The organism is Pedobacter nanyangensis (assembly GCF_003313505.1).
Lineage (GTDB): Bacteria > Bacteroidota > Bacteroidia > Sphingobacteriales > Sphingobacteriaceae > Pedobacter > Pedobacter nanyangensis.
In genome coordinates, this window is record NZ_QMHO01000002.1 from 103,407 (window position 1) to 129,875 (window position 26,469).

Annotated in this window: 26 protein-coding genes and 1 riboswitch; of the genes, 16 read left to right on the forward strand and 10 right to left on the reverse strand. The window is 40.8% G+C overall.

The annotated features are described in order from the left end of the window. Positions 1-3 precede the first annotated feature (3 nt). From DUT71_RS03555 to DUT71_RS03590, 8 genes are all read left to right on the forward strand, one after another. Positions 4-891, forward strand: a complete 888-nt coding sequence (locus DUT71_RS03555; RefSeq protein ID WP_113661167.1) for a PorP/SprF family type IX secretion system membrane protein — start codon at positions 4-6, stop codon at positions 889-891. Positions 892-981: 90 nt separating this feature from the next. After that, positions 982-1,178: riboswitch (cobalamin riboswitch) on the forward strand. 92 nt (positions 1,179-1,270) lie between these two features. After that, positions 1,271-3,304: a TonB-dependent receptor plug domain-containing protein gene (locus DUT71_RS03560; protein ID WP_113661168.1), complete on the forward strand. Its 2,034-nt coding sequence runs from the start codon at positions 1,271-1,273 to the stop codon at positions 3,302-3,304. Next, positions 3,301-4,422, forward strand: coding sequence for a YncE family protein (locus DUT71_RS03565; protein ID WP_113661169.1), 1,122 nt, complete (start codon positions 3,301-3,303; stop codon positions 4,420-4,422). Before DUT71_RS03560 ends, DUT71_RS03565 begins: the two co-directional genes overlap by 4 nt. A 4-nt stretch (positions 4,423-4,426) precedes the next feature. Further along, positions 4,427-5,578 carry a DUF5074 domain-containing protein gene (locus tag DUT71_RS03570; protein ID WP_113661170.1) on the forward strand — a complete coding sequence of 384 codons (1,152 nt, stop codon included), beginning with the start codon at positions 4,427-4,429 and terminating at the stop codon, positions 5,576-5,578. A gap of 105 nt (positions 5,579-5,683) precedes the next feature. Then, positions 5,684-6,817 (forward strand): PKD domain-containing protein, encoded by a 1,134-nt coding sequence (locus tag DUT71_RS03575; RefSeq protein ID WP_113661171.1) that lies wholly within the window; start codon positions 5,684-5,686, stop codon positions 6,815-6,817. Between the two features lie 6 nt (positions 6,818-6,823). Further along, positions 6,824-8,143 (forward strand): DUF5074 domain-containing protein, encoded by a 1,320-nt coding sequence (locus DUT71_RS03580; RefSeq protein ID WP_113661172.1) that lies wholly within the window; start codon positions 6,824-6,826, stop codon positions 8,141-8,143. Between the two features lie 35 nt (positions 8,144-8,178). After that, positions 8,179-8,757, forward strand: coding sequence for a DUF6580 family putative transport protein (locus DUT71_RS03585; protein ID WP_113661173.1), 579 nt, complete (start codon positions 8,179-8,181; stop codon positions 8,755-8,757). A gap of 204 nt (positions 8,758-8,961) precedes the next feature. Beyond that, positions 8,962-9,657 carry an SIR2 family NAD-dependent protein deacylase gene (locus DUT71_RS03590; protein ID WP_113661174.1) on the forward strand — a complete coding sequence of 232 codons (696 nt, stop codon included), beginning with the start codon at positions 8,962-8,964 and terminating at the stop codon, positions 9,655-9,657. A 267-nt stretch (positions 9,658-9,924) separates the two neighbouring features. Here the strand turns inward: DUT71_RS03590 and DUT71_RS03595 are convergent, their stop codons facing one another. The 3 genes from DUT71_RS03595 to DUT71_RS03605 are packed head-to-tail and all read right to left on the reverse strand — an operon-like array spanning position 9,925 to position 11,780. After that, positions 9,925-10,548: a hypothetical protein gene (locus tag DUT71_RS03595; protein ID WP_162795933.1), complete on the reverse strand. Its 624-nt coding sequence runs from the start codon at positions 10,546-10,548 to the stop codon at positions 9,925-9,927. Positions 10,549-10,585: 37 nt separating this feature from the next. Further along, positions 10,586-11,248 carry a YdeI/OmpD-associated family protein gene (locus DUT71_RS03600; RefSeq protein ID WP_113661176.1) on the reverse strand — a complete coding sequence of 221 codons (663 nt, stop codon included), beginning with the start codon at positions 11,246-11,248 and terminating at the stop codon, positions 10,586-10,588. Position 11,249: 1 nt separating this feature from the next. Next, positions 11,250-11,780, reverse strand: coding sequence for an RNA methyltransferase (locus tag DUT71_RS03605; RefSeq protein ID WP_113661177.1), 531 nt, complete (start codon positions 11,778-11,780; stop codon positions 11,250-11,252). A gap of 148 nt (positions 11,781-11,928) precedes the next feature. Between DUT71_RS03605 and DUT71_RS03610 the strand changes: the two genes are divergently transcribed. Beyond that, positions 11,929-12,978: an aldose epimerase family protein gene (locus DUT71_RS03610; RefSeq protein ID WP_113661178.1), complete on the forward strand. Its 1,050-nt coding sequence runs from the start codon at positions 11,929-11,931 to the stop codon at positions 12,976-12,978. Positions 12,979-13,200: 222 nt separating this feature from the next. On the opposite strand, the gene DUT71_RS03615 is transcribed toward DUT71_RS03610, so the two are convergent. The 4 genes from DUT71_RS03615 to ribD all read right to left on the reverse strand — a co-directional run bounded on the left by DUT71_RS03615 (position 13,201) and on the right by ribD (position 16,665). After that, positions 13,201-14,064: a nucleoside phosphorylase gene (locus DUT71_RS03615; protein ID WP_113661179.1), complete on the reverse strand. Its 864-nt coding sequence runs from the start codon at positions 14,062-14,064 to the stop codon at positions 13,201-13,203. Between the two features lie 81 nt (positions 14,065-14,145). Next, positions 14,146-14,760, reverse strand: a complete 615-nt coding sequence (locus DUT71_RS03620) for an IMPACT family protein (protein ID WP_113661180.1) — start codon at positions 14,758-14,760, stop codon at positions 14,146-14,148. Then, positions 14,750-15,616: a DMT family transporter gene (locus DUT71_RS03625; protein ID WP_113661181.1), complete on the reverse strand. Its 867-nt coding sequence runs from the start codon at positions 15,614-15,616 to the stop codon at positions 14,750-14,752. The genes DUT71_RS03620 and DUT71_RS03625 overlap by 11 nt, the downstream gene beginning before the upstream one ends. Beyond that, entirely contained in the window at positions 15,613-16,665 is a 1,053-nt protein-coding gene (ribD, locus tag DUT71_RS03630; protein WP_113661182.1) for a bifunctional diaminohydroxyphosphoribosylaminopyrimidine deaminase/5-amino-6-(5-phosphoribosylamino)uracil reductase RibD, read from the reverse strand. Before ribD ends, DUT71_RS03625 begins: the two co-directional genes overlap by 4 nt. A 60-nt stretch (positions 16,666-16,725) precedes the next feature. Between ribD and prmC the strand changes: the two genes are divergently transcribed. Together prmC and DUT71_RS03640 are read left to right on the forward strand one after the other, a co-directional pair. Continuing rightward, positions 16,726-17,577, forward strand: coding sequence for a peptide chain release factor N(5)-glutamine methyltransferase (gene prmC, locus DUT71_RS03635; RefSeq protein WP_113661183.1), 852 nt, complete (start codon positions 16,726-16,728; stop codon positions 17,575-17,577). 113 nt (positions 17,578-17,690) lie between these two features. Next, positions 17,691-18,554, forward strand: a complete 864-nt coding sequence (locus DUT71_RS03640; RefSeq protein ID WP_113661184.1) for an OmpA family protein — start codon at positions 17,691-17,693, stop codon at positions 18,552-18,554. Positions 18,555-18,620: 66 nt separating this feature from the next. Here DUT71_RS03640 and xerD read toward each other — a convergent pair whose 3' ends face one another. After that, positions 18,621-19,520 (reverse strand): site-specific tyrosine recombinase XerD, encoded by a 900-nt coding sequence (gene xerD / locus DUT71_RS03645; protein WP_113661185.1) that lies wholly within the window; start codon positions 19,518-19,520, stop codon positions 18,621-18,623. A 92-nt stretch (positions 19,521-19,612) separates the two neighbouring features. Here xerD and aroQ point away from each other — a divergent pair, with 92 nt between their 5' ends. Beyond that, complete coding sequence (gene aroQ / locus DUT71_RS03650; RefSeq protein ID WP_113661186.1) at positions 19,613-20,029, forward strand: type II 3-dehydroquinate dehydratase; 417 nt, start codon at positions 19,613-19,615, stop codon at positions 20,027-20,029. Between the two features lie 91 nt (positions 20,030-20,120). On the opposite strand, the gene DUT71_RS03655 is transcribed toward aroQ, so the two are convergent. Further along, positions 20,121-21,137 (reverse strand): glycosyltransferase family 2 protein, encoded by a 1,017-nt coding sequence (locus tag DUT71_RS03655; protein WP_113661187.1) that lies wholly within the window; start codon positions 21,135-21,137, stop codon positions 20,121-20,123. Between the two features lie 34 nt (positions 21,138-21,171). Then, complete coding sequence (locus DUT71_RS03660; RefSeq protein ID WP_240186841.1) at positions 21,172-22,017, reverse strand: lysophospholipid acyltransferase family protein; 846 nt, start codon at positions 22,015-22,017, stop codon at positions 21,172-21,174. A gap of 61 nt (positions 22,018-22,078) precedes the next feature. Here DUT71_RS03660 and DUT71_RS03665 point away from each other — a divergent pair, with 61 nt between their 5' ends. From DUT71_RS03665 to hemF, 4 genes are all read left to right on the forward strand, one after another. Beyond that, positions 22,079-22,681: a WbqC family protein gene (locus DUT71_RS03665; protein ID WP_113661188.1), complete on the forward strand. Its 603-nt coding sequence runs from the start codon at positions 22,079-22,081 to the stop codon at positions 22,679-22,681. Between the two features lie 10 nt (positions 22,682-22,691). Continuing rightward, positions 22,692-23,810: a magnesium/cobalt transporter CorA gene (gene corA / locus DUT71_RS03670; RefSeq protein ID WP_113661189.1), complete on the forward strand. Its 1,119-nt coding sequence runs from the start codon at positions 22,692-22,694 to the stop codon at positions 23,808-23,810. Between the two features lie 279 nt (positions 23,811-24,089). Continuing rightward, positions 24,090-25,316, forward strand: a complete 1,227-nt coding sequence (locus DUT71_RS03675) for an MFS transporter (protein WP_113661190.1) — start codon at positions 24,090-24,092, stop codon at positions 25,314-25,316. A gap of 222 nt (positions 25,317-25,538) precedes the next feature. Continuing rightward, positions 25,539-26,444 carry an oxygen-dependent coproporphyrinogen oxidase gene (gene hemF, locus DUT71_RS03680; protein ID WP_240186842.1) on the forward strand — a complete coding sequence of 302 codons (906 nt, stop codon included), beginning with the start codon at positions 25,539-25,541 and terminating at the stop codon, positions 26,442-26,444. Positions 26,445-26,469: the final 25 nt, after the last annotated feature.

Here is a 26,469-nt window from a genome sequence, read left to right on the forward strand (position 1 = left end):
ATCATGAGAAAAAACATATATATCAATATCCTAAGCTTAACCATGATGCTTGCTGTTTTACAGGTAAAAGCACAATTGGGACCGCTATCGGCACAATATTTCCAAAATCCCTATTTGGCCAATCCGGCCATGGTAGGGGTTGGCCAGGGGCTTGACTTGTCCTTAGGTTACAGAAGTCAGTGGAGCAAAATGCCTGGAGCTCCCGAGCAGCAGGCACTTACGGTTGGCTATGGTAAAAACCGCACAGGTTGGGGCGTTAATCTTTATTTGGATAGGACTGGGCTGCAACGCCAGTTACGGGCATTGGGCAGTTATGCCTATCATTTGCCTCTTTCAACCAAACAGGCTTTACACTTTGGCCTCTCGGTGGGTGTTTCTCAGCAACGCCTGTCCTTAGAAGATATTCAGGGACGTTCCGATGATCTTTCGGCACAACGTTATAACGACCGTAATGCTTATTTGGATGGTGATTTTGGCATTGCCTATACCTACAATGGCTTAAGGTTAGAAGCAGCATTACCTAATTTGGATAGATTGTTACGGGGCAACAGCGAAAACGGGCTGGTAGATGTGGCAACCTTTTACGCTGCGGCAGGATATAGGTTTGGTCTTGCGGCCAATCAAAGTTGGGAACTGGAACCCAAAGTAGCCTACCGGGGTGTTAAAGGTTTTGATAGTGTGCTTGATATGGGCGGGGCGTTGTGGTTTGAAGATGGACAACTGATGCTGAGCGGGCTGTATCATAGCAGTAAAAGTGCCACTTTTGGCCTAGGTATGGATTTGAAGAAAAGATACCGAATATTAGCCACTTATACTACACAAACCTCGGCATTGGGAAACTACACCAATGGAAGCTTTGAACTAGGCTTGGGAATACATTTAGGGAAATAGGCGAGGAGAGCTTTCGGCGCACTTAGAATAACCAAATAGCCGAAACAAACCAGTGAACCAAACATATTTGCAACTCACCATCAAATCCATTACCTTTGCATCGCTTTTGGTTCCCTTGGGTAACGCCTGGGGATTAAAAGGGAATACGGTGTAAATCCGTAACTGTCCCGCAGCTGTAAGCTCTTTAACTGTTTGCTAATCTACGGCCACTATGTTAAACATTGGTAACATGGGAAGGCAGCAAACAGGGAGTAAGTCAGAAGACCTGCCTTTAGCACGATAATTCATAGCTTTCGGGGATTGAAGCTAGGAGTGATGTGCCAGTAAATTACTAGCTCCTTAATTTCTGTTGCTGTGAGGGAATAGTTCACCTCAAAAAATGGTTAAAAGAAAAGCCGTAGTTCGGCTAAGCTTATTTCGTTGCTTGTTGCCCTTGGGCCTGCTTTACGTAGGTTTACCCAAGGCCTATGCCCAAAAGACCGATAGCGTGGCCAAGGCCAACCAGCTGAAGGAAGTACATATCTTACGTTATCGCTTAAGCAGGCAGCACCTCTCCCCAGTACCGCAACAAATCATGACGGCACAGGAACTGAAAAGGCTCAATAGCTTATCTGTTGCCGATGCTTTGAGGTACTTTTCTGGCGTTCAACTGAAAGATTATGGCGGCATTGGCGGATTGAAAACCGTTAACATCCGTAGTATGGGCAGTAACCATACAGGCGTTTTTTTGGATGGCGTAGCTTTAAGCAATGCTCAAAACGGACAGGTTGATTTAGGGAAGTATGCTTTGGACAACATCGAAGAAATATCCCTGTTAAGTGGACAAAACCCCAACCTGTTGCAGCCTGCTAAATCGGTAGCCTCGGCAAGTGCCATCTTCCTTAAAACCAAAACCCCAAGTTTCGATTCAGAAAAGCACTACGCCCTAAACACCGAACTGAAAATAGGCGATTTCGGACTCGTAAATCCAAATATCAGCTACCAGCAACGCATCAACAATAACCTGTGGAGCAGTGTAAGCACTTCTTACATCCGTGCCAATGGCCGATACAAGTTTAGATTGACCAATGGTGTTTTTGATACCACTGCGGTGAGGAGCAATGGCGATGTAGAACGTTTTAGGTTACAGGCAGGTTTATTCGGTAGAACCAAGGATAGTGCCAGTTGGAATGTACAAGCATATTCCTTTCTCTCCGAACGCGGATTGCCAGGTGCCATCATTTCCAATAAGTTCGATTACCAACAACGCATCTGGGACAAAAATTTCTTCCTACAAGGCAACTTTCAAAAACGCTTAGATAAATTTGAATTGCTCCTTAACGCAAAACTAGCCTACGACCAAACCCGTTATATCGATCCGGAGTACATCCGCATTGATGGTTACTTGGATAACAGGTTTTACGAAAAAGAAGCCTATCTATCAGCAGCACTTAAATATAATGTCACCACACAATGGCAGCTAGCTTTGGCCAGCGATTATCAATTGCAGGATTTGGATGCCAACCTTTATCGCTTTGCGTACCCTACCCGACATAGCTTTTTAAATGCCATTAGCGCAGCATACACCACTAACCGATTAACCTTGCAGGGAAACTTGTTGAGTACTACCATTAGGGAAGAAGTGCAGGCCTTTGAAGCGGGTGGCAACAAACAGGTGTTTAGTCCAACTTTCCTGTTCTCGTGGAAGGTGTTTGAGGATCAAGCATTCAGAATTAGAGGCTTTTATAAGGATATTTTCCGCATGCCTACCTTTAACGATTTGTACTATACCTTTAGCGGAAATACCTTGTTGCGACCAGAATACACCAAGCAATACGACCTTGGATTTACCTACGCCACGGTTTTCGACCAAAGTCGTTTCAAATATTTGGAGTTTCAGGCAGATGCTTACTACAATACCGTAAAAGACAAAATTATTGCACAACCTGGTGCCAACTTGTTCAGGTGGGTCATGTACAATGTGAGCAGGGTAGAAGTAAAAGGTTTAGAAGCCAATGTGAAAACGGGGATTGATTTAGCGAAGCGCTTGCATTTGGGCCTAGGTTTTAATTATACCTACCAACAAGCCATTGACGTAACCGATAAGAGTGACGAAAGCTATCGCAATCAAATCCCTTATATTCCTAAGCACAGCGGCTCCTTTTTGGGAAGGTTAGATTATAAGCAATGGAAACTGAACTATAGCTTTATTTATACAGGTTCTCGTTATAACCAACGTGCCAATTTGATTTACAACTATATGCAGCCGTGGTACACCCATGATGCTGCATTGGGCTACACCTTTGCCATAGCCAAGCAGCAATTTGAAATTACTGGCGAAGTAAACAACTTGCTCAATCAGTATTATGATGTCGTACCAAACTTCCCAATGCCGGGCCGTAATTATCGTTTAACCCTTCAGTACCGCTTATGAAACGATTAGGATTTTTATTGCTGTTATTAACGGGACTGGTAAGTTGTAGAAAAGACCCCGCTCCACTGCCTGCAGAAATCAGTAGGGTAGAAGCCGATCCAGGTTCGGTATTAAAAGGAATGTATTTGGTAAACGAAGGCAATATGAGCATGAACAAAGCTTCGCTAGATTACCTCGATTTACGTAACGGCCTTTATACCCGTAACCTTTATAACCAAGTGAACCCACAAATTACCAAAGGTTTGGGCGATGTAGCCAACGATATTGGCCTGTATGGTAACAAACTTTATGTAGTGGTTAACCTATCCAACAAAGTAGAAGTATTGGAGGTGAAAACGGGCAAACGTTTGGGGCAGGTTGATCTCATTAATGGCAGGTACGTTACGTTTGCTAACGGAAAAGCCTATGTAAGTGCTTATGTAGGTAAAGTGTACGATCCTAACTCGCCAAATGGTGTAGTGGCCGAAATTGATACCACGGCGCTTAGCATTACCCGCATGGTAACCGTAGGTAGGCAGCCCGAAGAACTGGCGGTAGTGAACAATAAGTTATATGTGGCCAATTCGGGAGGCTACAGTCCTAATAATTACGAGCGTACCGTGTCGGTGGTTGACTTGAATACCTTTACAGAAACCAAACGCATTGACGTGGCCATTAACCTACATCGTTTAAAGGCCGATAAATATGGCGATTTGTATGTGACTTCAAGAGGCGATTACTACAATGTCCCTTCTAAACTGTTGGTGGTAGATACCCAAACGGAAAAAGTAAAAAGAACTTTTGACCTGGCTGCGAGCAATCTAGCTATTGATGATGACGTGGCTTATGTGATTGCTACCGAATGGAACCAAAGCCAACAAAAGAATACGATTAGCTATAACACCATTGATGTAAAGAATGAACTGCTTTTAAGTAGACCTTTTGTAAGCGATGGTACACAAAATAGCATATTACTGCCTTATGGTATTAATGTGAACCCTTATACCAAAGAGATTTACCTTACCGACGCCAAGGACTACGTTAGCCCAGGCAAGTTGCATTGCTACACCCCTGATGGTAAATTAAAATGGTCGGTTACTACGGGAGATATACCCGCACACATGGTTTTTGTTAAATAATAAAATGAAACATAAAAAAATGAACACGATAAACAAATTAAAAAGAACAGCCCTTGGCATTTCGGTATTAGCCGCTTTGCTTACCGGTTGTAAAAAAGACAACGAACGTGAAATTTTGCTTACGCAAGAAATTACGGGTACCAAAGGAATTTATATCCTTAATGAAGGAACTTATAGTGCAACTGGCGCCAATAGTTCTATTAGTTATTATGACGTTGCTAAGAAAACAGTTGTAAAAGATTACTACAATCAGGTAAATGGTAAAGCTCTTGGCAAAAATGCTAACGATTTAAAACAGTATGGAAGCAAATTATATTGTGTAGTAACAGGTCCAGACGATAAAGCCGAGTCATTTGTAGATGTGATGGACGTTAATACGGGTAAAACGATTAAGCGTATTGCTTTTAATGGTACTACTACTGGATATTATCCTCGTTTTATTACTTTTTATAAAAACAAAGCTTACGTAAGCAGATATGATGGTAAAATTAGCCGTATTGATACCACAAGTTTAAATATAGATGCCGAACTACAGTTAAAAAATGGTGCTGACAATGCAGAAGCATTGGAAGGTGTTGCTGTTGCTAATGGAAAATTGTACGTGGCTGGTTCTAATAATTTTCAGTACCCGAAATCCTTAAATGATAAAGTCGTTGTGATAGATCTTAACACCTTTGCTAAGGTTAAAGAAATCACAGTGCATTACAATCCTTCTAAAATAGTGGCTACTGAGAAAGGAGACCTGTATGTGACCTCGTTGGGCATATATCAAGTTTTGAATCCAGCGATGCAAAAAATTAGTAGTGCTACTGATGCCGTTACGCAAACTGAAGATTATAATTTGGAAACTATTGCTATTCAAAAAGATCAAGCTTGGGTAGCAAAGGACATCTACGGTACACCAAGTATCAAATTATTAAATCTTACCACTGGTAAATTAGGAGCAGATTTAATTACTGATGGAAGCAGTGTAGACACACCTTATGGTTTAACCATCAATCCATTTGACAATAGTGTAGTAGTTGCTAAAAGTGACGTGAGTAAAGCCGCGGTGTATGGCAAAGAGGGTAAAAAACTTTACGAGTTTGAAACAAATTCATTCCCGAAAAATGCTGCCTTTGCCTATACCTACAAATACGTTTATAAATCATTGTAAATCCATCAATAGACTTACGAAGTTTTTAAAACTTCGTAAGTCTTGATAATGAGCACTACCTCAAAAAACAGCTAAATCAAATTGCTTTTAACAAATCAAACCCAAATGAAACGAATACTTTTACTTTCCTTATTAGCCGTAACCTTATTTTTCTCTTGTAAAAAAGACAAAGACGAAGCTTTCCCAACATTAAGTATGCAGGTTACAGAAAAGACCTTAACCGTACAGGTAAATACCCAAAAAAGCTTTTCGGTAGTGATCCCTAGCGGTAAAACCATTACTAGCGAATGGAAGCTGGATAATATTGTAGTAGGTACAGAAGCTACTTATATATTTAAACCAACTTCGGCAGGTGATTATACTTTAACCTATATCGGTAGCAACGCACAAGGAAGTTTTACCTTCACTTATCAAATTAATGTACCAGTGCCCGTAGTTGATCCTGGAGCCAACAGCAGCATGTACATCAGCCGCGTGTTTGAATATTTGCCAGCCCCAGGACAGCATATTAACATGCCTACTTTAGGTTCTTTGGAGCAAGCGCAAAAATTAATAGGAAGTACTGATAACCTACTTTCACTAGGTGGTTTTGGAGGTTATGTCATTTTTGGTTTCGACCACTCGGTGAAAAATAACGAGGGTTACGATTTGGGAGTTTATGGTAATCCAACAGGACCGAACAACGCTTCTGCGGAACATGGCATTGTAATGGTAAGCCAGGATAAAAACGGTAATGGATTGCCTGATGATGAATGGTATGAATTAGCTGGTAGTGAATATGCTAAAATAACAACCATTAAAAATTACGAGATTACCTATACCAATCCTAAAGCTTTTACTGATGTAGAATGGGTGGATAATCAAGGGAATAGAGGTTCAGTTAAAAATATAAATAAAAATAAAAACCACTATCCATTATTTGCTGCCAATCAAGAAAAAATCACCTTTAAAGGTACCTTATTACCTTCTACCAGTTTAAGCACTTCGGGCTTGATTATCAATAAGCCATTTGAGTGGGGTTATACAGATAGTTACTCGGTAGGAGATGATTATCAAAATAAAGGCTACAACAGCTTTGATATCTCTTGGGCAGTAGATAAAAACGGAAATAAGGTTGAGCTTAAAACCATCGACTTTGTAAAGGTTTATACTGCACAGAATATCAATGCAGGTATTTTGGGAGAAATCTCAACAGACATTAAAGGCGCCGTGGATTTACACATCAAAGCTTTGAAATAAACATTAATGAAACAACACACACAAATGAAAACAAGTGCCAGTTATTTTTTAATGCTGGCACTTTTATTAGCCACTGTATTTGGCTGTAAAAAAGAGAAAATCAATCCGGTTTCCTTTGCCGATGACATCAACACTTCGGTAAGGGCCAAAGCACAAGAGCCTTTGGAGCTAAAACCACAGATGACAGGTACCGCTACTGCTTACGAGTGGTTAGAAGACGGAAAAGTAGTAGGTACCCAAAGCAGTTACATCTTTACCAAACAAGATAGAGGTGACTACGAGCTAACTTTTAAGGCAACCAATAAAGCCGGAACAACTACCTTAACCTATAAAATTAAAGTGGTAGGTAAATACGCAGATGGTATTTTATTGGTGAGCAATACCAATGCCAATGGCAATGCCGCTGATATTTCTTATTTAGATGAAAAGGAAAAACTAACCCCCAATGTGTTTTCCCTTGAAAATAATGGAACAAAGCTGCCATTAAATACCATGAGCGCTTTTCGTTATAGCAATCAGCTGTATATAACCTCATCTGGCACTCCCAATGTTCAGGTAGTTGATGATGAAACTTTGAAACTAGCGAATATAGAGATCAGTAATAGCAGCGTAAGGTCAATAACTTATTTTGCTACCACCGATGGAAAAACGGGGTATGTCGTTGGAGGTACCGGCTCAAGACGAGGGCTGTATGCCGTAGATCTTACGGCTAAAACCATTGCAGGTACTTTGTTGACCGGAACAGCTTCTGCCGCTTTGATTCCGATAAAGACCTACAACAATGCCTATCTCACGCCAGTGCTTAAAAAACTGGTGAGCGTTAAAGATGGTGTATTGCAAACCTTGTTTACCTATCCCGAAAATATTGCTGGTATAGTGAAAACGTCCAATAAGCAAGTATGGATGGGTATTTCTAAAGGAAGTAGCGCTAATGCCAAAATGGTAAGGCTCAACGAAAATTTGGAAGTGCAGGAAACCATTGATCTACCTTCTGAACTCCTTTTGAACCAAAATGGGGAGATGATCAGCGCCGATGGAATTAACGAATTTATTTACTGGCAGGAAACCGAAACGGGCGAAATCTATCGCTTTAACGCTACCACCAAAAAAACAGAGCTATTTGCCTATCCTTCCAAAAATGATGGGGCTGGTTTTTTAACCGCTTGGAAAGTACACCCTCGTACGGGAGAGTTGTATGTGATTGATGCAAAAAGTACATCAGATAGTTTACCCAGCGATTTGTTGATTTATAGCCTTGACAAGAAACTGAGAAAGAAAATTGCCAATGTAGGCTATCAAGTAAAGGATGTTGTTTTCCCCAAGTAGTATTTTTATTACCTTTGTGTTAAATCATTAGATCAATGGAAAGAAAATCAAATACCCGTTTAGTTGTTTTATTGTTGTTTATTGCATTTGTGATAGGCTTAAGGATGATTGCCCCGCTTTCGCCGGATTTTAAATTGTTTGCCAATTTTTCTGGTTTGGGTGCTGTAGCCATTTTTAGCGGGAGCTATTTTAAAAATAAGTTTTCGGGCTATGTTTTACCTATGCTGGTGTTATTGCTTAGCGATTTAGGCTTAGCTTTAATGATGGGCGAGAGCTATGTGTTTTATCCAGGTTGGTACTACACCTACATTGCCTTTGCCTTAATGGTATTGACGGCGCAAATTTTAGTGAAAAAAGTAAGCGTAGCAAATGTATTTATAGCCACTTTGGTAGGGGTAATCATTCACTGGATTGTTTCAGATTTTGGCATGTGGCTAGGCTTTGATACCTATCCTAAAACCTTAGCAGGCTTTGGCGAGTGTTTGGTTGCCGCAATTCCCTTTGAGCTAAAATTCCTTTACGGCACCTTGGTTTACTCGGCCATCATGTTTGTTGGTTTCGAGGCATTGAAAGCCAAATTCCCGTCTCTAAAACAACATTCGGCTATTGCCTAATAATACATTAAAATATTTAGAGCCCTCTTGCAAAACATGTAAGGGGGCTTTTTTGCTGGTTCATGGGTTAGTTTGTCCATGAGTAAACCTGCACTTCGGTAGCCAAGCATCTTTTGGAGTTTTTCTCAGCAAACTTTGCTGCTGCATAGGATATACTACTTCTCATTCATTTATTCCTACAACTTTTTGCTAGCTTTACCTTTAATGAAAAGGAAACTGGTTGTGTTAACAGGTGCAGGCATTAGCGCCGAAAGCGGTTTGAAAACTTTCCGTGATGCCGATGGTTTATGGGAGGGCTATAATGTTATGGAGGTTGCCACGCCCGAGGCCTGGGCACGTGATCCCGTGTTGGTACAACGCTTTTATAATGAACGCAGAAAGCAGGTGAACGCCGCCCAGCCAAATGCTGCCCATAAAGCCATAGCCAATTTAGAGCAGTATTTTGATGTCGAAATTGTTACCCAAAACATTGATGATTTGCACGAGCGGGCAGGCTCAACCAAGGTAACCCATTTACACGGCCTGATCACCTATGCGCAATCGTCTAAACGGGCTAATTTGATTTATCTGCTGCAAACCGACGAAATTAAAATGGGAGAGCTGTGTGAGCTAGGCTCGCAATTAAGGCCACATGTGGTTTGGTTTGGCGAGGCTGTGCCCATGATTGAAAAAGCCGCTAAACGATGTGCACAGGCTGATATTTTTGTGCTCATCGGGACTTCTCTTGCGGTATATCCAGCTGCAGGATTGATAGATTACGTGCCACATGAAGTTCCAAAGTATATCATTGATCCTAAAATTCCTCCTGTATCGGGACTAAACAATATAATTAAGATAGCCAAAAGCGCCACAGAAGGTGTAGAAGAACTTACAACACTTTTAAAGGAGAGTTTACTTTAAGCTTAGCGACGTTAGTATCCCTATGTGTCTATGTGTTTATATTTTTTAAAATTAAGCACATAGACACATAATAAACTTAAGGGCTTCGATCTTGTATATTATCCATAAAAAACCTGAGCTCTTGAAAGGCTTGAAATGAATAAAAACAGCTTCATAGCTAGGAGATTGCTTCGTTCCTCGCAAAGAAGGACGTGGTATCGTCACTGCGAGGAACGAAGCAGTCTCTACACTGATTGTATTATCAATCTTCCATTTTATTTTGAACCGTTACTTAAACAACCTGCTTAAATTTGGTTTGATCCCAAAGGTGAGAGGCATGGTCGTAAAACTCCGATCTTGTATTTTCTTAAAGCCGTTCATAAAACCTATTTCGGCAAATAGGGATAATCCTCCCAAGTTAAATTCGGTACCAGCACCAACTTCCAACATAGGCATGAAATGAGTTTTATTGCTAATTTTTACTTGTTGAGCGGCATCGTTAACCCTTACCATTGGCGTAAGGATGTAACCCCCGCCACCACCAGCAAAGCCATAGAACGCAAATTTTCCGACGATTTTACGGTAGCCTAAACCGAGATTTAACAGGTACGTGGTAGCCCTGCCAGTTTGTGCGGTATAAGTAAAGCCGGGTTCAGCAATCTTTCCCCTATAGGAAAGTGCATGCAAACTTAATTTCGGGTAAAGAAATAGCCCATTTTTGCCCACACCTATATTCAGCCCCAAGGTGGTAGATATCTTCGGGCCAAAAACATCCGAAGCCAGACCAACAGGCATGGATGTGCCAATGCCGCTAACCGTAAAAAGTTTATCGCTACGATTTTGGGCTCGTAACGGCATTGTTAAATTAGTAAGGAGAAGCGTGATCAGATATAACAAAAGAAATCTGTTCATCTAAGTTTAACATCAGCATAAAGCTTTTGTTTGTTCCCTACTTTTCACCGGGGTTCTTCTTTTTACTTAACAGCTTGTCTATCATTTTATGAATACGATCCGTTCTGGTTTTTTCCTGCTTTGCCGTAATTACCCATAATACGTATTCTTTTCTATGCGAGTAAGCAAGTGTTTCATAGTAGGTTAGCGCTTCTGGTTGCTTAGCTAACGCCGCTTGTAAATCTGCTGGAAGAGCCACGGTTTTATTGGCCACATCAATATATTTGCCGTAATCGTTGTGGGCAATTTCGGCATTGCCTACACCAGATTTCTTTTGACTTGCGGCGGTTTTAATCCTGATGCCTGTCCATATTTCATTTACAGCGGCTGAACCGCAAGGTGCTAAATTCAATTTCACCAAATCATCCCACGACTGCATAAGATTCAAATCGGCAGCTAGTGGTGTTTTAGCTTTGGGATAAAAAATCCAGGTAATCGTTTTGTCGTTAATGGATTTTTCAATGGCATTTAAAGCGGCAAACATATCGGCCTTGGTAATGGCAAATATCAAATAACCATCTTGTTTTGAGCTGATCCCGTAATTAAGAGAAATGCTGGGAGGGATATCCCCCAAAATAGCAGCTGCATTTTCTGGGGCATTAATTACGCTTACCTTAAAGCCGGGTTTGATCTGTAGTTTCTTAAGAAGTTGATTTTCCATCCTATAGTTTCATTTTTGCAAAAAAGTCCCACAACACAATTCCAGCAGAAATCACAATATTAAAAGAGTGTTTGGTGCCAAATTGCGGTATTTCGATGCACTTGTCTATCTGTTGCATGGCTTCATCGCTTACGCCGTTTACCTCGTTGCCAAAAATAAGCACGTATTTTTCGGCTAAAGTGGGTTTGTTGGTATGCAGCATTACACTGTTTTGGGCTTGCTCTATGGCAATGATTTGATAGCCCAATTGGCGATATTTCGCTATGGCCGTTAATGTGTCGTCAATGTGTTCCCAATCTACCGACTGTGTAGCTCCCAAAGCCGTTTTTTCTATTTCACGGTGGGGCGGCTGCGCAGTAATGCCGCAAAGCACCACTTTTTCTACCGCAAAACCATCGGCGGTTCTAAAAACAGAACCTACGTTGTGCATACTGCGTACATTATCAAGCATAATCACCACTGGAAGTTTTTCCTGTGCTTTAAATTCTTCAATATCAACCCTGTTCAGCTCGTCTAATTTTAATTTTTTCATATTTATTGGTCTCTTTCGCTGCTTACCTCTTCTTTAGGCTCCACATATCATTCTCTTTTTTGTCGAAATAATGATCTTTCATTTAAACGGAAATGTGCATATTTAGCTATTATTGCATGCTTAAAAAAGAGCGTCTAAGATAGGAATAATGAAAGCAAACCAAATACACACCGGAACATTTGTAAACCAAAAGGAAGTTATTGCGGTAGAATTGACTAATACCAAAGGTACCTTTGTAAAACTGTTCAATTATGGAACCATTATCAACCAGTTTGTGGTTAAAAATGCACAGGGCGAGTGGCAGGATATTGTTTTAGGGTTTGATGACATTGAAGGCTATCTGAGCGAAGAATACCTTGCTAACTATCCTTATTTTGGAAGTGTTATTGGCCGTTACGCTAATAGGATAAAAAACGGGGAATTTACCGTGGATGGAATAAGCTATCAATTGGCGCAAAACGCTGGTTCAGATTGTTTGCACGGTGGTACGGAAGGATTGGATAAAAAAGTTTGGGACATTATTGAATTACACCATGGGATCAATCCATCGGTTACTTTTCAATATTTTAGCTTAGATGGGGAAGAGGGTTTCCCGGGTGATTTGGCCATACAGCTGAAGTTTACGCTCACCGAAAATGATGAACTGATTTTAGCCTATCAGGCTGATACCGACGAAGCCACTCCGGTTAATCTGACGCATCACAGCTATTTTAATCTTTCTAAAAACGGTGAGGGCATCCAATCGCATTATCATCAAATGAACGCTTCGCAGTGGTTGGCTCAGGACGACAATTACGTCGTGACAGGAGAACTGTTGCCTGTAGCAGGTTCATTGCATGATTTTAGAACAGGAAAGCGCATTGCAGAAGGTTGGGACAGCGAAAATGGTTATGATCAATCTTATTTATTGGATAAAAACTACAACGATTTAACCCTGGCCAGCAGAACGCACGCTGATGATAGTGGTTTGGTGCTTGCTGTTTATACCACAGAACCTGTAGCACATTTTTATACGGCTAAATATCTGGATGTTAAAAACGGTAAGGGCGGGAAATCGTATGGCAGTTTTGATGCTTTTTGTGTAGAAACGCAACATGCACCCAATTCTATCAACATTCCTTCATTTCCAACTACAGTACTACAGCCCGAGGAACTTTATCAGCAAACCACCATTTACAAGGTGGAAGTAAAGAAATAAAAGTTTAGTGGTATAGTTTCATGATATTTTTGATGTTGACTGACCCTGAAATAAATTACCTTCGGTGAACTCGCCAAAGCTCGGTTTATTGCAAAGCTTTCCGCTTCGCTACTGGTCAGGGTGACGTTAAATGAACGCTCCGCCATGCTGAATTTATTTCAGCATCAGTTTTACAGGCAAATCACCAATAATGTTATTAAACAACCCCAGACACTTATCGATTTAAATCCTCTCTAAAATCATTTGGATAGCTTTTTCTACAATGGCGTTTGGATTGCTGCTAAACTCAAACTTTACACGGCTGGCTAAAATAGCATTAATAGATAGTGCTTTATGGCCTAAGGTTTTTGCCAGCGCATAGATGCCTGCGGTTTCCATTTCGAGATTGGTAATGCGTTGTTGGGCACTTTTAAAACTGTTCAATTGCCCGATAAAATTGTTTACGGTGTTCCTGGCCCTTACTTGCCGGCCTTGTGGGGCGTAAAAGCCAGGAGCGGTAGCAGTAATGCCCGTTGGAAGGTCGTAGGCGAACTGTTTTAGCAATTGGTCGCTCGCCTTGGTAAGGTAGGGATCGATCCCTTTGATATGATCAAAATGTTGGTGGATTTGGCTGAGCAACGCATGTTCATCGTTAGAGGGCTGTTGTTCGTAGTAGTGCATCAAAGCATCAAAACCTAAGCCGTAAGAAGAAGCAAGGATTGTACCCATTGGGATATCTGCCTGTACCGCTCCAGAAGTGCCAATTCTGATGATGTTTAGAGATTTAAGCGTTTTGTTCACCGTTCTTGCATTAAAATCGATGTTCACTAAGGCATCAAGTTCATTGAAAACAATATCAATATTGTCGGTACCAATGCCGGTTGAAATAACGGTTACCCTATTTTTGCCTATAAATCCCGTGTGGGTTATAAATTCCCTTTTGCCTTTTTTAAGCTCTATACGGTCAAAATGCTTGCTTACTTCGGCAACACGGTCTGGGTCGCCCACGGTAATTACCGTATCAGCAATGTCTTCTGGCAATAGGTTTAAATGGTAAATACTCCCATCAGGATTGATAATTAGATCGGCTTTTGATAATTTTTCCATATTGTTTAGTAGTTAGGAATTAGGGGCTAGTGGCTAGTATCTAGTCGGTTCTTCCATCGAAACAACTAAAAAACCAAACAACTAGATCGTACCAAGGTAAGCAATTTTTAGCCCTTCTATTTTGTCTAGTTTTTTAATGACCTGGTTCAGATTGGCTTTTCTAACTTCAAAAGTTAGGGCGCAATAAGTGTCAAAGTTCTGTTTGATGATATTCAATTGCTCGTCTTTCATGATCCGCATCACATCATTCATCATCAAATAATCAAATTCCAGCTCATAAACATCGTTAACGGTTTTGGTGATAATCTCGGCAGCGTTCAGGGCTTCTACCGTAGCGGTTTTATAAGCGTTAATCAGCCCGGGAACGCCCAATAAAGTGCCGCCGAAATATCTCACCACTACCACCAAAATATTGGTTACATCGGCAGAAAGTAAGGAATTTAAGATGGGACGGCCGGCGGTTCCCGAAGGCTCTCCATCGTCGTTAAGCTTAAAAACGTTCCTGTCGGGACTAAGCCTTAAAGCCCAGCAAAAGTGCCTCGCTTTGGGATGTTCGGCCCTTAATTTAGCAACCAGTTCTTTTACGTCTGTTTCTGATTTAATGGGGTAGGCATAAGCAATAAACTTGCTGCCCTTATCCCTAAAAATGCCTTCGCTGGTTTGGGTAATGGTTTGGTAGGTATCGCTAAACAGCATATATTTTGGATAAGGTAATTAATATAATGGAAACAAGCGCTAGTGTTAGGCCAATATAGTTCCATTTGCTCAATCTTTCCCTAAACACAAAAATGCCAATTAAACTGCCTGCTATAATTACGCCCATGTTCATGGCAGCAAAAACAGTAGAAGGGTTTTCTGACATTTCCCGGTGTGCGTTCAGATAAAATAAGATGTTTCCAAAGTTGAAAATGCCTAAAATACAGCCACAAAAAAAGTTTACCAATTGCAGCTTTGTCTTTTTGCTGATAACTAAATAGATCAGGTAAATAGCAGATAGTAAAAATGCCAAGCAGTAGATGATAAATAGCGAAGTAGTGTACGGTACAACGCTGTTTTGACTAACCATTTTGAAAAGCACATCTACCACGCCAAATCCAAAAAACACCAATAGGAGGTACAGCCAACTCTTTTTGGAAGAAGTCCTATCGCTTTTACGGTACATGGTAAAAATAATGGCGGCAAAGCCGAAAACAATAGCTACTTCCTTATAGCGATCAAAGCGCTCGTTGAACAGAAAATACGCTGCACCTAAGGAGATAAATAGGGATAAACGCTGGGCGATATCTGTTCGTGCTAGGCCTGCACTGCGTACCGATAAGCCCAGGAACACAAAGATACTCGGCAGAAGAAAACCTAAAGCCCAATACACTTTGGGAAAGCTATTTAAGTTAGCCTGGTTAAAGTCTGGCTTGAAGCAAATTAAACTTAAAATAATGGCGAAAAAATAGTTCCAAGTAATGGCCTGCGTAATATTGATCTGGTAACGCCTGGCCAGCTTAAACAATACGCCAACGGTTACGCTACAAAGAATACTTAGGAATAGGTAGCTCATACTTTGTTTGGTTTATATAGGTTTAGTTCGTCGTTGCCAATAATTGATTGTGCCAACAATACCCCATTAATTTTAGGGGCCTTTAAGCCTTCGCCCCATATTGTTTTACTGGTAAATATACGGGCTTCGTCCCATAAATTGGAAACGATAAACTGCTGCAATATATGGGCTCCGCCTTCAATAATAACAGACTGGATATCCATTAAATACAGCTGGTAGGCAATTTTTTGCGGCAAATAAAAGTGCATATCCTCCATCTGAACAAAATGGATATTGTTAACTACCGTTGTTTTAACCTCGTTAAAGACAATGGTTTTGGCGGCATCGTTAAAAATATGGAAATCGGAAGGAATGTCTAAATTCTTGTCTATGACAATGCGGATAGGGTTTTTGCCATTTACCTCTCTGGTGTTCAGCTGCGGGTTATCAGCCAGTACGGTATTTTTGCCAACCAGGATACTGTCTTCTTCACTGCGCCATTGATGGGCTAAAGTTTTGGCTGCCGCACCAGTAATCCATCGTTGCGAAATGTTTGCTGGGGCGAAGTATCCATCGGCGGTTTGCGCCCATTTAAGGATAAAATAGGGGCGTTGCTCTTTAACTCGGGTAAAAAAGCGCCGATTAACAAACTCGCATTGTTCTTTTAGGATATCTGTAACGACTTCGATACCGGCATTCCTTAATTTGGCAATCCCCTTGCCGTTTACACTTTCAAAGGGGTCTGTGTTGCCTATTACCACTTTTTTTATTCCATGCCTGATCAATAAATCAGCGCAGGGCGGAGTTTTTCCAAAATGCGAACAAGGTTCTAAAGTAACGTAAGCTGTGGCCTGTTTTAAAAGATGGGGAGCATCATCGCCATGCTTGGCAAATACATCATGAATTGCGTTTACTTCAGCATGGGCTTCGCCAAGTTTTTGATGGTAGCCTTCGCCAATAATTTGGCTTTCATGTACAATTACACAGCCAACCATTGGGTTTGGGCTCACACTGCCCATGCCCATTACGGCAAGCTCTAAACATCGCTGCATATAAAATTCATGGTTCATCGCAACAAAAATAAACTTATTTTGCAATTGACCTGTTCGAAATAAAACTACTTTTGCAGCATGAACTTGGCTGAGCTATCTGTTACCTTTCAACAAAAACTGCAAAAACTGTACGACGCAGAAGAAATCCAATCACTGTTTCTGTTGGTGGTTAACCATCTGTTGGGCTACGGCAAAGCAAGGTATATTGCCGAAAAGCAAACGCCAATTAAAGCAGATGTTTGTTTAAAGTTTAACGAGATGTTGGTTTTGTTAAATAGCGGAATACCAGTTCAATATGTGCTTGGCGAAACCGAGTTTTATGGGCTTAAGTTCAACGTGAATCCATCGGTGCTTATACCTAGGCCAGAAACGGAGGAATTGGTTGATTGGGTACTGAATGAGCATAAAGGAAGCAGGCAGTTGGCAAACATTTTAGATATCGGAACGGGGAGTGGCTGTATTGCAATATCCTTGAAAAAACATTTACAACAAGCGAAGGTTTTTGCCATGGATATTTCTAAAAAGGCTTTGGAAACTGCAAAAGACAATGCGGTTTTAAATGCGGTGGAAGTAGATTTCATTACTGATAATATCCTTGGTCCATTAAATGTTGACTATCCCAAATTCCATATTATCGTGAGTAACCCGCCCTATATTACCGAGGACGAAAAGCTGGAAATGCACCAAAATGTACTCGCCCATGAGCCACATACTGCCCTTTTTGTGAGCAACGAAAAGCCCTTGGTTTTCTATGAAGCCATCGCCGATTTTGCAAAACTACACCTTGATAAGGGCGGCTGTCTGTTTTTCGAGATCAATGAATATTTAGGTCATCAAACCATTGAAATGTTGGTGGATAAAGGCTTTTCTGATATCGTTTTACGTAAAGATATGCAAGGGAAAGATCGAATGCTGAAGGCGGTTAGATAGCACGATAGCGGCGCTATTTTACCTATTGATGATCACTATCAAATCTGTGTTAAAACTTTTTTGGCTTAACTATTGTTGGTGTTTATGTTTATTAATCATTTAAACTAAATACTATGAACACGTTCAAAACAACATCATTACTAATAGGTGTTGCGTTACTTTCAGCTTGTGGGGTAAGCAAAAAGAAATATGCCGAGCTACAAGGTAATTTCAATCAGGTGCAGCAACAGTACAATGACCTTAATAAAAAATTGGTAGGTACTGAATCGGAACTTTCCAATGCCAAAACTAGAATATCAAGTTTGGACGAAGCGATAGCACGTGAGCGCGCAAACGCCAAGGAATTGCAGGAAGCCCTTAATAAATGCTTAAACGCTAGTAACCAGGGCAATGTTAATATCTCTAAATTGGTTGATGAAATCAATAGTTCAAATAAATATATCAAAGAGCTTATTGCGGCTAAGAACAAAAGCGACTCGCTTAATATGGCCCTTACCAATAAGCTAACCCGCTCATTGAGCAGGGAAGAAATGGGTGATGTAGATGTGCAAGTGCTTAAAGGTGTAGTGTATATCTCGTTGTCTGATAATATGCTTTACAAATCTGGTAGCTACGAAATTTCAGATAAAGCAGGCGCTACTTTAGGTAAAATTGCCAAAATCATCACCGATTTTAAAGACTACGAGGTGTTGGTAGAAGGTAATACCGATAATGTGCCAATTAAAATGACCAATATTAGAAATAACTGGGATTTAAGTGCGTTAAGGGCATCATCGGTAGTGCAAAGCTTGCAGAATAATTACGGTGTTGACCCTAAGCGTTTAACTGCTGGTGGTAGAGGCGAGTATAACCCAATTGCTGGTAACGATACCGTATCCGGAAAAGCTAGAAATAGACGTACACAAATTATCATTACGCCTAAATTGGATCAGTTTATGGATTTGATTGATAAAACAGCTGAGAAGCCAACTAATTAAGCTTTTTCGCTTAGTTTTCAACCCCATAAGTATAGCGGCAGCGGCCGATATATTTATGGGGTTTTCTTATGCCCTGGGATGAAATTCGGTAATGACGGTTTTCAGGTAATCTCTGTCCAGATGGGTGTATATTTCCGTAGTGGTGATACTGGCATGGCCCAACATCTCCTGGATGGCCCTTAAATCTGCGCCGCCTTCAATTAAGTGAGTGGCAAAGGAATGCCGCAAAGTATGCGGACTGATGTTTTTATGGATGCCAGCGGCAACTGCCAACGACTTAATTAGATTGAAAATCGAAATTCGGGAAAGCTTAGCGCCAAATCTGTTCAGGAAAATATAGTCTTCATTTCCTTTCTTGATAGCTTGATGAACTCTTACCTCATTTAAGTAGATGTTGATGAACTTTAAGGCAATGCCCCCAATGGGTACAAGGCGTTCCTTGTTGCCTTTGCCAACAACTTTGATAAACTCGGTATCTTCAAATATATTGGATATTTTGAGTTCTGTTAACTCGCTAACTCTTAATCCGCAACTATACAATACTTCAATAATGGCTTTGTTTCTCATGCCTTCCGGTTTTGAAGCATCAATAGCGGTAATCAGTTGATCAATCTCGTGTACGCTCAACGTATCGGGGAGCTTTCTGGATATTTTTGGGGTTTCAAGTAATGAAGAAGGGTCACTTTCGATCAATGATTCTTCCATTAAATACAGGAAAAATGATTTGATGCCCGAAATTACCCGAGCCTGAGTGCTGGCTTGTGTACCAAGCTCGTTTAGCCAAATAAGAAAGTCACGCAAATCCCTAAGCGAAATGGTTTTAAGTGTAGCTTCTTTTTGGGCTAAAGAAAGGTATTGGAAAAGCTTGGAAACGTCGTTGAGGTAGGCGTTGATAGAGTTTTCAGATAATGAACGCTCTAATTTTAAGTAAACGGAAAATCCTTTTAGGTAAGATTGGATGTTCATTATTTGAATCTTTTTTTTAACATTGCGTAAGGCAAAATGCCTAGCAAAAATACGTTTGCTTTTTTAAAAACCGATACTTTAAATACCGCACCATGAAGATACAGATTATTAACGGTCCGAACTTGAATTTACTTGGCTTACGCGAACCCAGTATTTATGGCACTGAAAGCATTGATAGCTATATTGAACAGCTTAAAACGCAGTACAGCATTATCGATATTGATTATTATCAAAGTAATGTAGAGGGGGAACTGATTAATAAACTGCATGAGGTAGGTTTTAGCTATGATGGAATTATTTTGAATGCTGGTGGCTACACCCATACCTCTGTGGCCATTGCAGATGCTATAGCGGCAATAAAGACCCCAGTGGTTGAAGTACATGTATCCAATATTTACGCCAGAGAGGAGTATAGGCATGTGTCGTTAACAGGAAAGAATTGCAAGGGTGTACTTACAGGTTTTGGTTTAAATGGCTATCGGCTGGCTTTGGAAAGTTTTTTAAAATAGATGTTTAAGCACGAAAAAGATAAACACCTTAGGCACTTTAACTTATCTAATCGTATTGAGGGGCTAAAATGTTCTTAGATGCCTAAAGTCGTTAAAACGAAATATCACTAAACTTCCCGATTTTCTTCACAAAATATCGCCAAACAATGCTTCCGTTTAAAACTCCTTGATGCTGATTCAATGGTAGTTGTAATTTGCTGCGCTTTTCGGAGGTTCTGAAAATCTGTTTGAAAAATTGAAAATGCGCCTTATTGATAGAAAAAGCAAAGGCAAACTGACCTTTTAGCATAAATTGGATGCAGGCGGCCAAATCCAGCCAAAGGCGAATAAATATTTTGTATGTAGCCTCTCCAAAAGGGAGGTTTTTCTGCATAATAATCAGGTTGTTCCGGAAATTAAGATAGCTTTTGAACGGACTGCCAGCATCCAAAGTGCCGCCACCAACATGGTAAACTTCGGCGGCGGTGCAGCAAACCACCTCGTAGCCTATGTTTTTTAAGCGCCAGCACAGATCTATCTCCTCCATGTGGGCAAACAAATCAGGATCTAAGCCGCCTACTTCTTTCCATGCTTTGCTTTTAATGAAAAAAGCTGCTCCTGATGCCCAAAAGATAGGGAGGTTGCTATTGTATTGTCCGTAATCTTCCTCTAAACGATCGAAGATGCGTCCACGGCAAAAAGTAAAACCGTAGCTGTCGATAAAACCGCCTGCGGCCCCCGCATATTCAAAGGCTTGTTTGTGTTGCTGCCATTTGATTTTTGGTTGTGCTATTGCTATTTTTTGATCGCTTTGCATCAGCTCTATTACGGGCTTAATCCAGTTTTCGGGAACTTCCACGTCTGAATTGAGCAATACGAAATAATCAGCATCAACTTTGGTCAAGGCTCTGTTGTAACCTTCGGCAAAGCCATAATTTTCATCATTAACAATAACCCTAACTCCTGGATAATTTGAGGCTATAAATGAAATAGAATCATCGGTAGAGGCATTATCGGCCACAATGATTTGCAAATTGCCATAATTGCTTTGAACAACACTGGGCAAAAACCTTTCTAAAAAAGATTTTCCGTTCCAGTTCAATATAACAACAGCTACGCTTGGTTCCATTTTGTGAGTGATTTGGTATTGTGTATCAAATTATTTAGCCATTTCTTTTCCATCTGTTATGGCTCCATAACCAGTATTCGGGCGCTTTGTAAATAGATTGGGTGAGGTTTTTAAAAAAGAGTTTCGTAATCTCATATTCTTCGGTGGCTTTTGGGTTTAAGCAAAGGGGCACGCATTCAATCTCGTAATAGCCTCTAGCAAATCGTCGGACATCGAAGTAAAAAACGGGCCGGTTGGTTTGCTTGGCTATTTTTTCCAAACCTAAAAGTACCGCTGTGGGCTGGTGCATAAACGGGATGATATGCTGTACATCAATCAGCATTGGACTTTGGTCGCTTGCAAAGCAAAACAATGTAGGTTTGTGCTTGGTGGCCACTACTTCTCTTAAGGTTTGTTTCATGGGGATAAAAACGTTCCCAAATTTGGTTCTTACGGCATTGAACCAATCTTCAAAAACCTTGTTGTTGATGGGCTTGTAAATCACATGAGGGGCTGCCGAGAATTTTAATCCTGCAGCCAACATGCCCAATTCCCAATTGCCATAGTGCCCAGAACAGGCCAATGCGCTTTCTCCTTGCTGGAAATAGGCCTCTACCTGCTCAAAATTCTTCATTTTTACATGTTTCAGAACTTCGGCTTTGCTCATGGAGCTCATTTTTATAAACTCTACAATCAAATCTGCGAAGTAACGGTAAAAACGCTTTTCGATGGCAATAATCTCTGGCAGCTCTTTATCGGGAAAGGAGTTGGTCAGGTTTTTACGCACAACCTGCCTTCGGTATTTAACCAGATAGTAAATGAGATAGTACAGGATATTGGATAGGCCAAACAGCAACCACAGCGGTAGGAACGAAATGAGTCGCAAAAAAAATATCGCCATGCGCAAAAAACCTTTTTTAATCATTAATTTGGCCACTTGAATTGCAAACTTAAAGTATCAAATGCAAAATCTAGCTATATTTCCATTATTTTATCTACCGCCAGTTAGTTATTTTACACGCTTAAAGGAAAATAATTTCGAGTTTGTTTTAGAGAAATTTGAACATTTTCCTAAACAGACTTACAGAAATAGGGCGTCTATTGCCTCGCCAAACGGTACGCTGGACTTGGCAGTGCCCGTAGTGAAAGGCTCCAAAATCCATACGGTTTATAAAGACGTGAAAATTAGCGATGAAACAAGGTGGCAACGCTTGCATTGGTTGAGCCTTCAAACCTGTTATAGGAGCTCGGCTTATTTTGAGTTTTATGAAGATGGCCTGGCTTCGTTTTACGAAAAGAAATATGATTTTCTGTTTGATTTTAATGTAGCGCTTTTTTCGTGGTTGCTTAAACAGCTCAAAATGCCGGCGGATTTAAAGTTTACGGAAAGCTTCGAACTCGAGGTGCCCGTAGATTATCGTAATACGATGGGCAAAAAGGAAGTGCCAAAAGTGCAAACAAAGCCGTATTTTCAGGTGTTTAGCGACAGGAATGAATTTATTCCTAACCTGAGCATTGTTGATCTGTTGTTTAACCAGGGCCCGCAAGCTAAAAACTATTTTTAATTGAAACCCAATGGCGAAACCTATACGTTTTAAGCAGAAGAAAAAGCATTATGTGCTGCCAGAGCCTGGAACAACGCCTGGTTTTGTATATATAGACGCCAATTCGTTAAAGCCCAAAATTCATCTTTATAGTTTCAATGCCGAAGAATTTGAGGTGGTTGAGCTCGCTAACCTTAAAAATATAAGGGAAAAAACGGCTAACCAGGATACCTTTTATTGGGTTGATATTAGAGGGCTTAATTCGGTAGAACTATTTAACGTTTTTAGCGATGACCTAAAAATCCATAAACTGGTGCTGGAAGATATCACAAGGACCTATCACCGCCCCAAATTTGAGGAATATGATGGGTACAATTTTGCAATCAGCAGGATGTTGGGCATTGCGGAAGATGGAGGTTTGGAAAATGAACAGGTTTCCTTCATTCAAACCAAAAACGTGCTATATACCTTTCAGGAGAGTTATGAAGATTGCTTGGATGCCGTTCGCAAGCGTTTAAAGGAAGGGAAGGGGAATATCCGCATCAGCGGAACGGGCTATTTGATGTATGCCTTAATGGACATGATTGTTGATTCCTACTTCTCTATTTTGAGCAAGTGGAGCGAGGACATGGACACTATAGAAGATGAGCTATTGGCCCGCCCAGACCGTAAAGTGATGTACGAAACGCAATTGGTTAAGCGTAATCTGATCTCCCTGAGAAGAGTGATTTGGCCTGAACGTGATAAAATGAATGATATTTTGCGTACGGAAAGCGATTTGATCAGCGATCAGACCAAAATGTTTATTAAGGATGCCTATGACCATTGCATACAGCTCATGGATATGTTGGAAAGCATGAAAGAAATTGCCTCTACCAACATCGATATGTACTTGTCAATCATCAGCAACCGGATGAACGAAATCATGAAGGTGTTGACCATTATTTCCTCTGTTTTTATTCCCTTAACCTTTATTGCAGGGATCTATGGAATGAACTTTGCCAAACAAGATCCTGTTACTGGAAAAATTATGCCAGGCAATATGCCCGAACTTTATCAGGAAAACGGCTACCAGTACACCTTGTTGGTGATGGCGTTCATTGCCGTGGTTCAAATCATCTTTTTTTGGAGAAAAGGCTGGTTTAAGTAGTTTTTTTGAACGCTAGGATTTGCTTTCATTCACATGAGCTGTTTGGTTCATGAGCACTTCTCAGCTTTTTCCGTCCTCGGCAACCTAAACCCACGATTTTTTGAGCGCTGTCATCCTGGGCGCAGCCAAGGATGACAGTAAATGTATAATGGCTTTCCCTCTGAATGATACCGATTTTTTGAAGATTGCCATGGTTATAGCTTTGCCAATTGCCAGCTTATTCCACTTGTTTTTTTCCTGCCAATGCTGTAGTTTCACTTTATCAAACTAAACTATTAAATGAACCAAGCAACAAAAAGCAAGAACATTGCTTTGATTATTCTGGTGGCCTCTCTGGGTTACTTTGTAGATATCTACGATTTAATTTTATTTTCGGTAGTACGTGTAAAAAGCTTAAAAGACCTTGGCGTTGCCGATAGCGATATGCTCAGCGTAGGCGCAACGATTATCAACAGCCAAATGTTTGGGATGTTAGTAGGCGGGATTATTTGGGGCGTACTAGGAGATAAGCGGGGCCGTTTAAGCGTGCTTTTTGGTTCTATCATTACTTACTCGTTAGCCAACATTGCCAACGGTTTTGTAACTACTGTAGGTGCTTACACCATTGTTCGTTTTATTGCAGGAGTTGGACTTGCTGGGGAGCTGGGAGCCGGGATTACCCTGGTGGCCGAAACCATGAGCAAAAAAAATAGGGGCTACGGCACCATGATAGTTGCTTGCGTAGGCTTAATGGGAGCAGTTGTGGCTGCCCTTATTAGTGATCATTACACCTGGCAAACCAGCTATTTTATTGGTGGCGGTATGGGCTTATTGCTGCTAACACTACGTATTGGCCTGGTCGAATCGGGAATGTTCAAGGAAACTACAGCACGGGACGAAGTGCAAAGAGGCAATTTTTTCATGCTCTTTAACAACTGGCCCAGATTTAAAAAATATCTGTGCTGTATTTTAATAGGCCTGCCGCTGTGGTATGTAGTTGGTGTACTGGTTACATTTTCTCCAGAATTTGGCAAAGCCTTAAACGCTACAGATGTTTTAAATGCTGGCAAAGGCATTATGTATTGCTATATCGGTATTTCGGTGGGCGATGTTGTGGCGGGCTTCCTATCACAATTACTTAAATCGCGAAAGCAAGTAATGTTTATTTTCTTGATTTTAACTGTTATCGCGGTGGCAGTGTATTTATATTCTTTTGGAATAACACCCGAACGATTTATTTGGTTAAGCCTTTTACTGGGTTTTGCCTCGGGCTATTGGGCCACTTTTGTAACCATTGCTGCCGAGCAGTTTGGAACCAATTTAAGAGCTACGGTAACTACCACGGTGCCTAACTTCATTAGGGGCTCGCTTATTGCAATTACCACAGGCTTCCAGTTTTTTAAAGATAAACTGGGAATATTGCAGGGAGCGATGGTGGTAGGTGCCATTTGTATCATAATATCAATGATTGCATTAAGCCAGTTGAAGGAAACCTTCAGCAAGGACCTGGACTACGTGGAGCATTGATGAATATGATGATGGGTAATGAGATGATTTGATGATAAGCTGATTTGATAATGGCTTTTGTCATCCAGAGTGCAACGAAGGATCTACTTTCAAAATGATAAACGGCCCACACCCGTAGCCCACAACTCATAACCAGCTATTCATGCCCAAAATGTCAATCTAATGTACTATATCACATTTGGTTTCAGATAGCGTTACAATAAGCCTAAATTTGGATATACAATGGAGAGCGTTATGTTTAAGGATAAGGTGGCGGAAGCTTACAAGCAAATACAGGATAGCATTTGCAAAGGTTTAGAGATTGCTGACGGTGAGGCAAAGTTTGAGGAAGAATTATGGCAACGTGAGGGCGGCGGCGGCGGCCGTACCCGGGTAATGCAGCACGGAAAGGTAATTGAAAAGGGCGGGGTTAACTTCTCTGCGGTGTATGGCAAACTGCCCGAAGCAGTGCAGAAATCCTTTAAAGTTGATAACGATGAATTTTTTGCAACGGGAGTTTCCATCGTTATCCATCCCGAAAACCCTTTTGTGCCTATTATACACATGAACATCCGTTACTTTGAAATGGATGAACAAACCCGTTGGTTTGGTGGCGGAATTGATTTAACACCCCATTACGTTATTCCAACGGATGTGAGGTTTTTTCACTATCACTTGAAGCAAGCCTGTGATCAATTTAAAGCAGACTTTTACCCGCGTTTCAAAAAACTGGCAGACGATTATTTTTTTATCAAACATCGCAATGAAACCCGGGGGGTAGGCGGTATTTTTTATGATAGATTAAAGCCTGAAAATACCGATTTAAGCTACGATCAAATACTGGATTTCTCTTTGGCTGTTGGGAACGCCTTTGTGCCTGTTTATGCCGAGTTGATAGATCGTAACAAGGATAAGGAATACGATGATTTCAATAAGGAATGGCAATATTTACGTCGCAGCAGATATGCTGAATTTAATTTGGTTTATGACTCTGGCACCAAATTCGGTTTGGAAACCAATGGCCGTATCGAAAGTATTTTAATGAGCCTGCCACCAACAGCAAAATGGAAATATAATGCGCAGCCCTTGCCCAATACCGAAGAAGAGAATACGCTCAATCTTTTGAAAAAGGGAATTGATTGGGTTTAGTGCATTTCGTCATTGCGAGGTACGA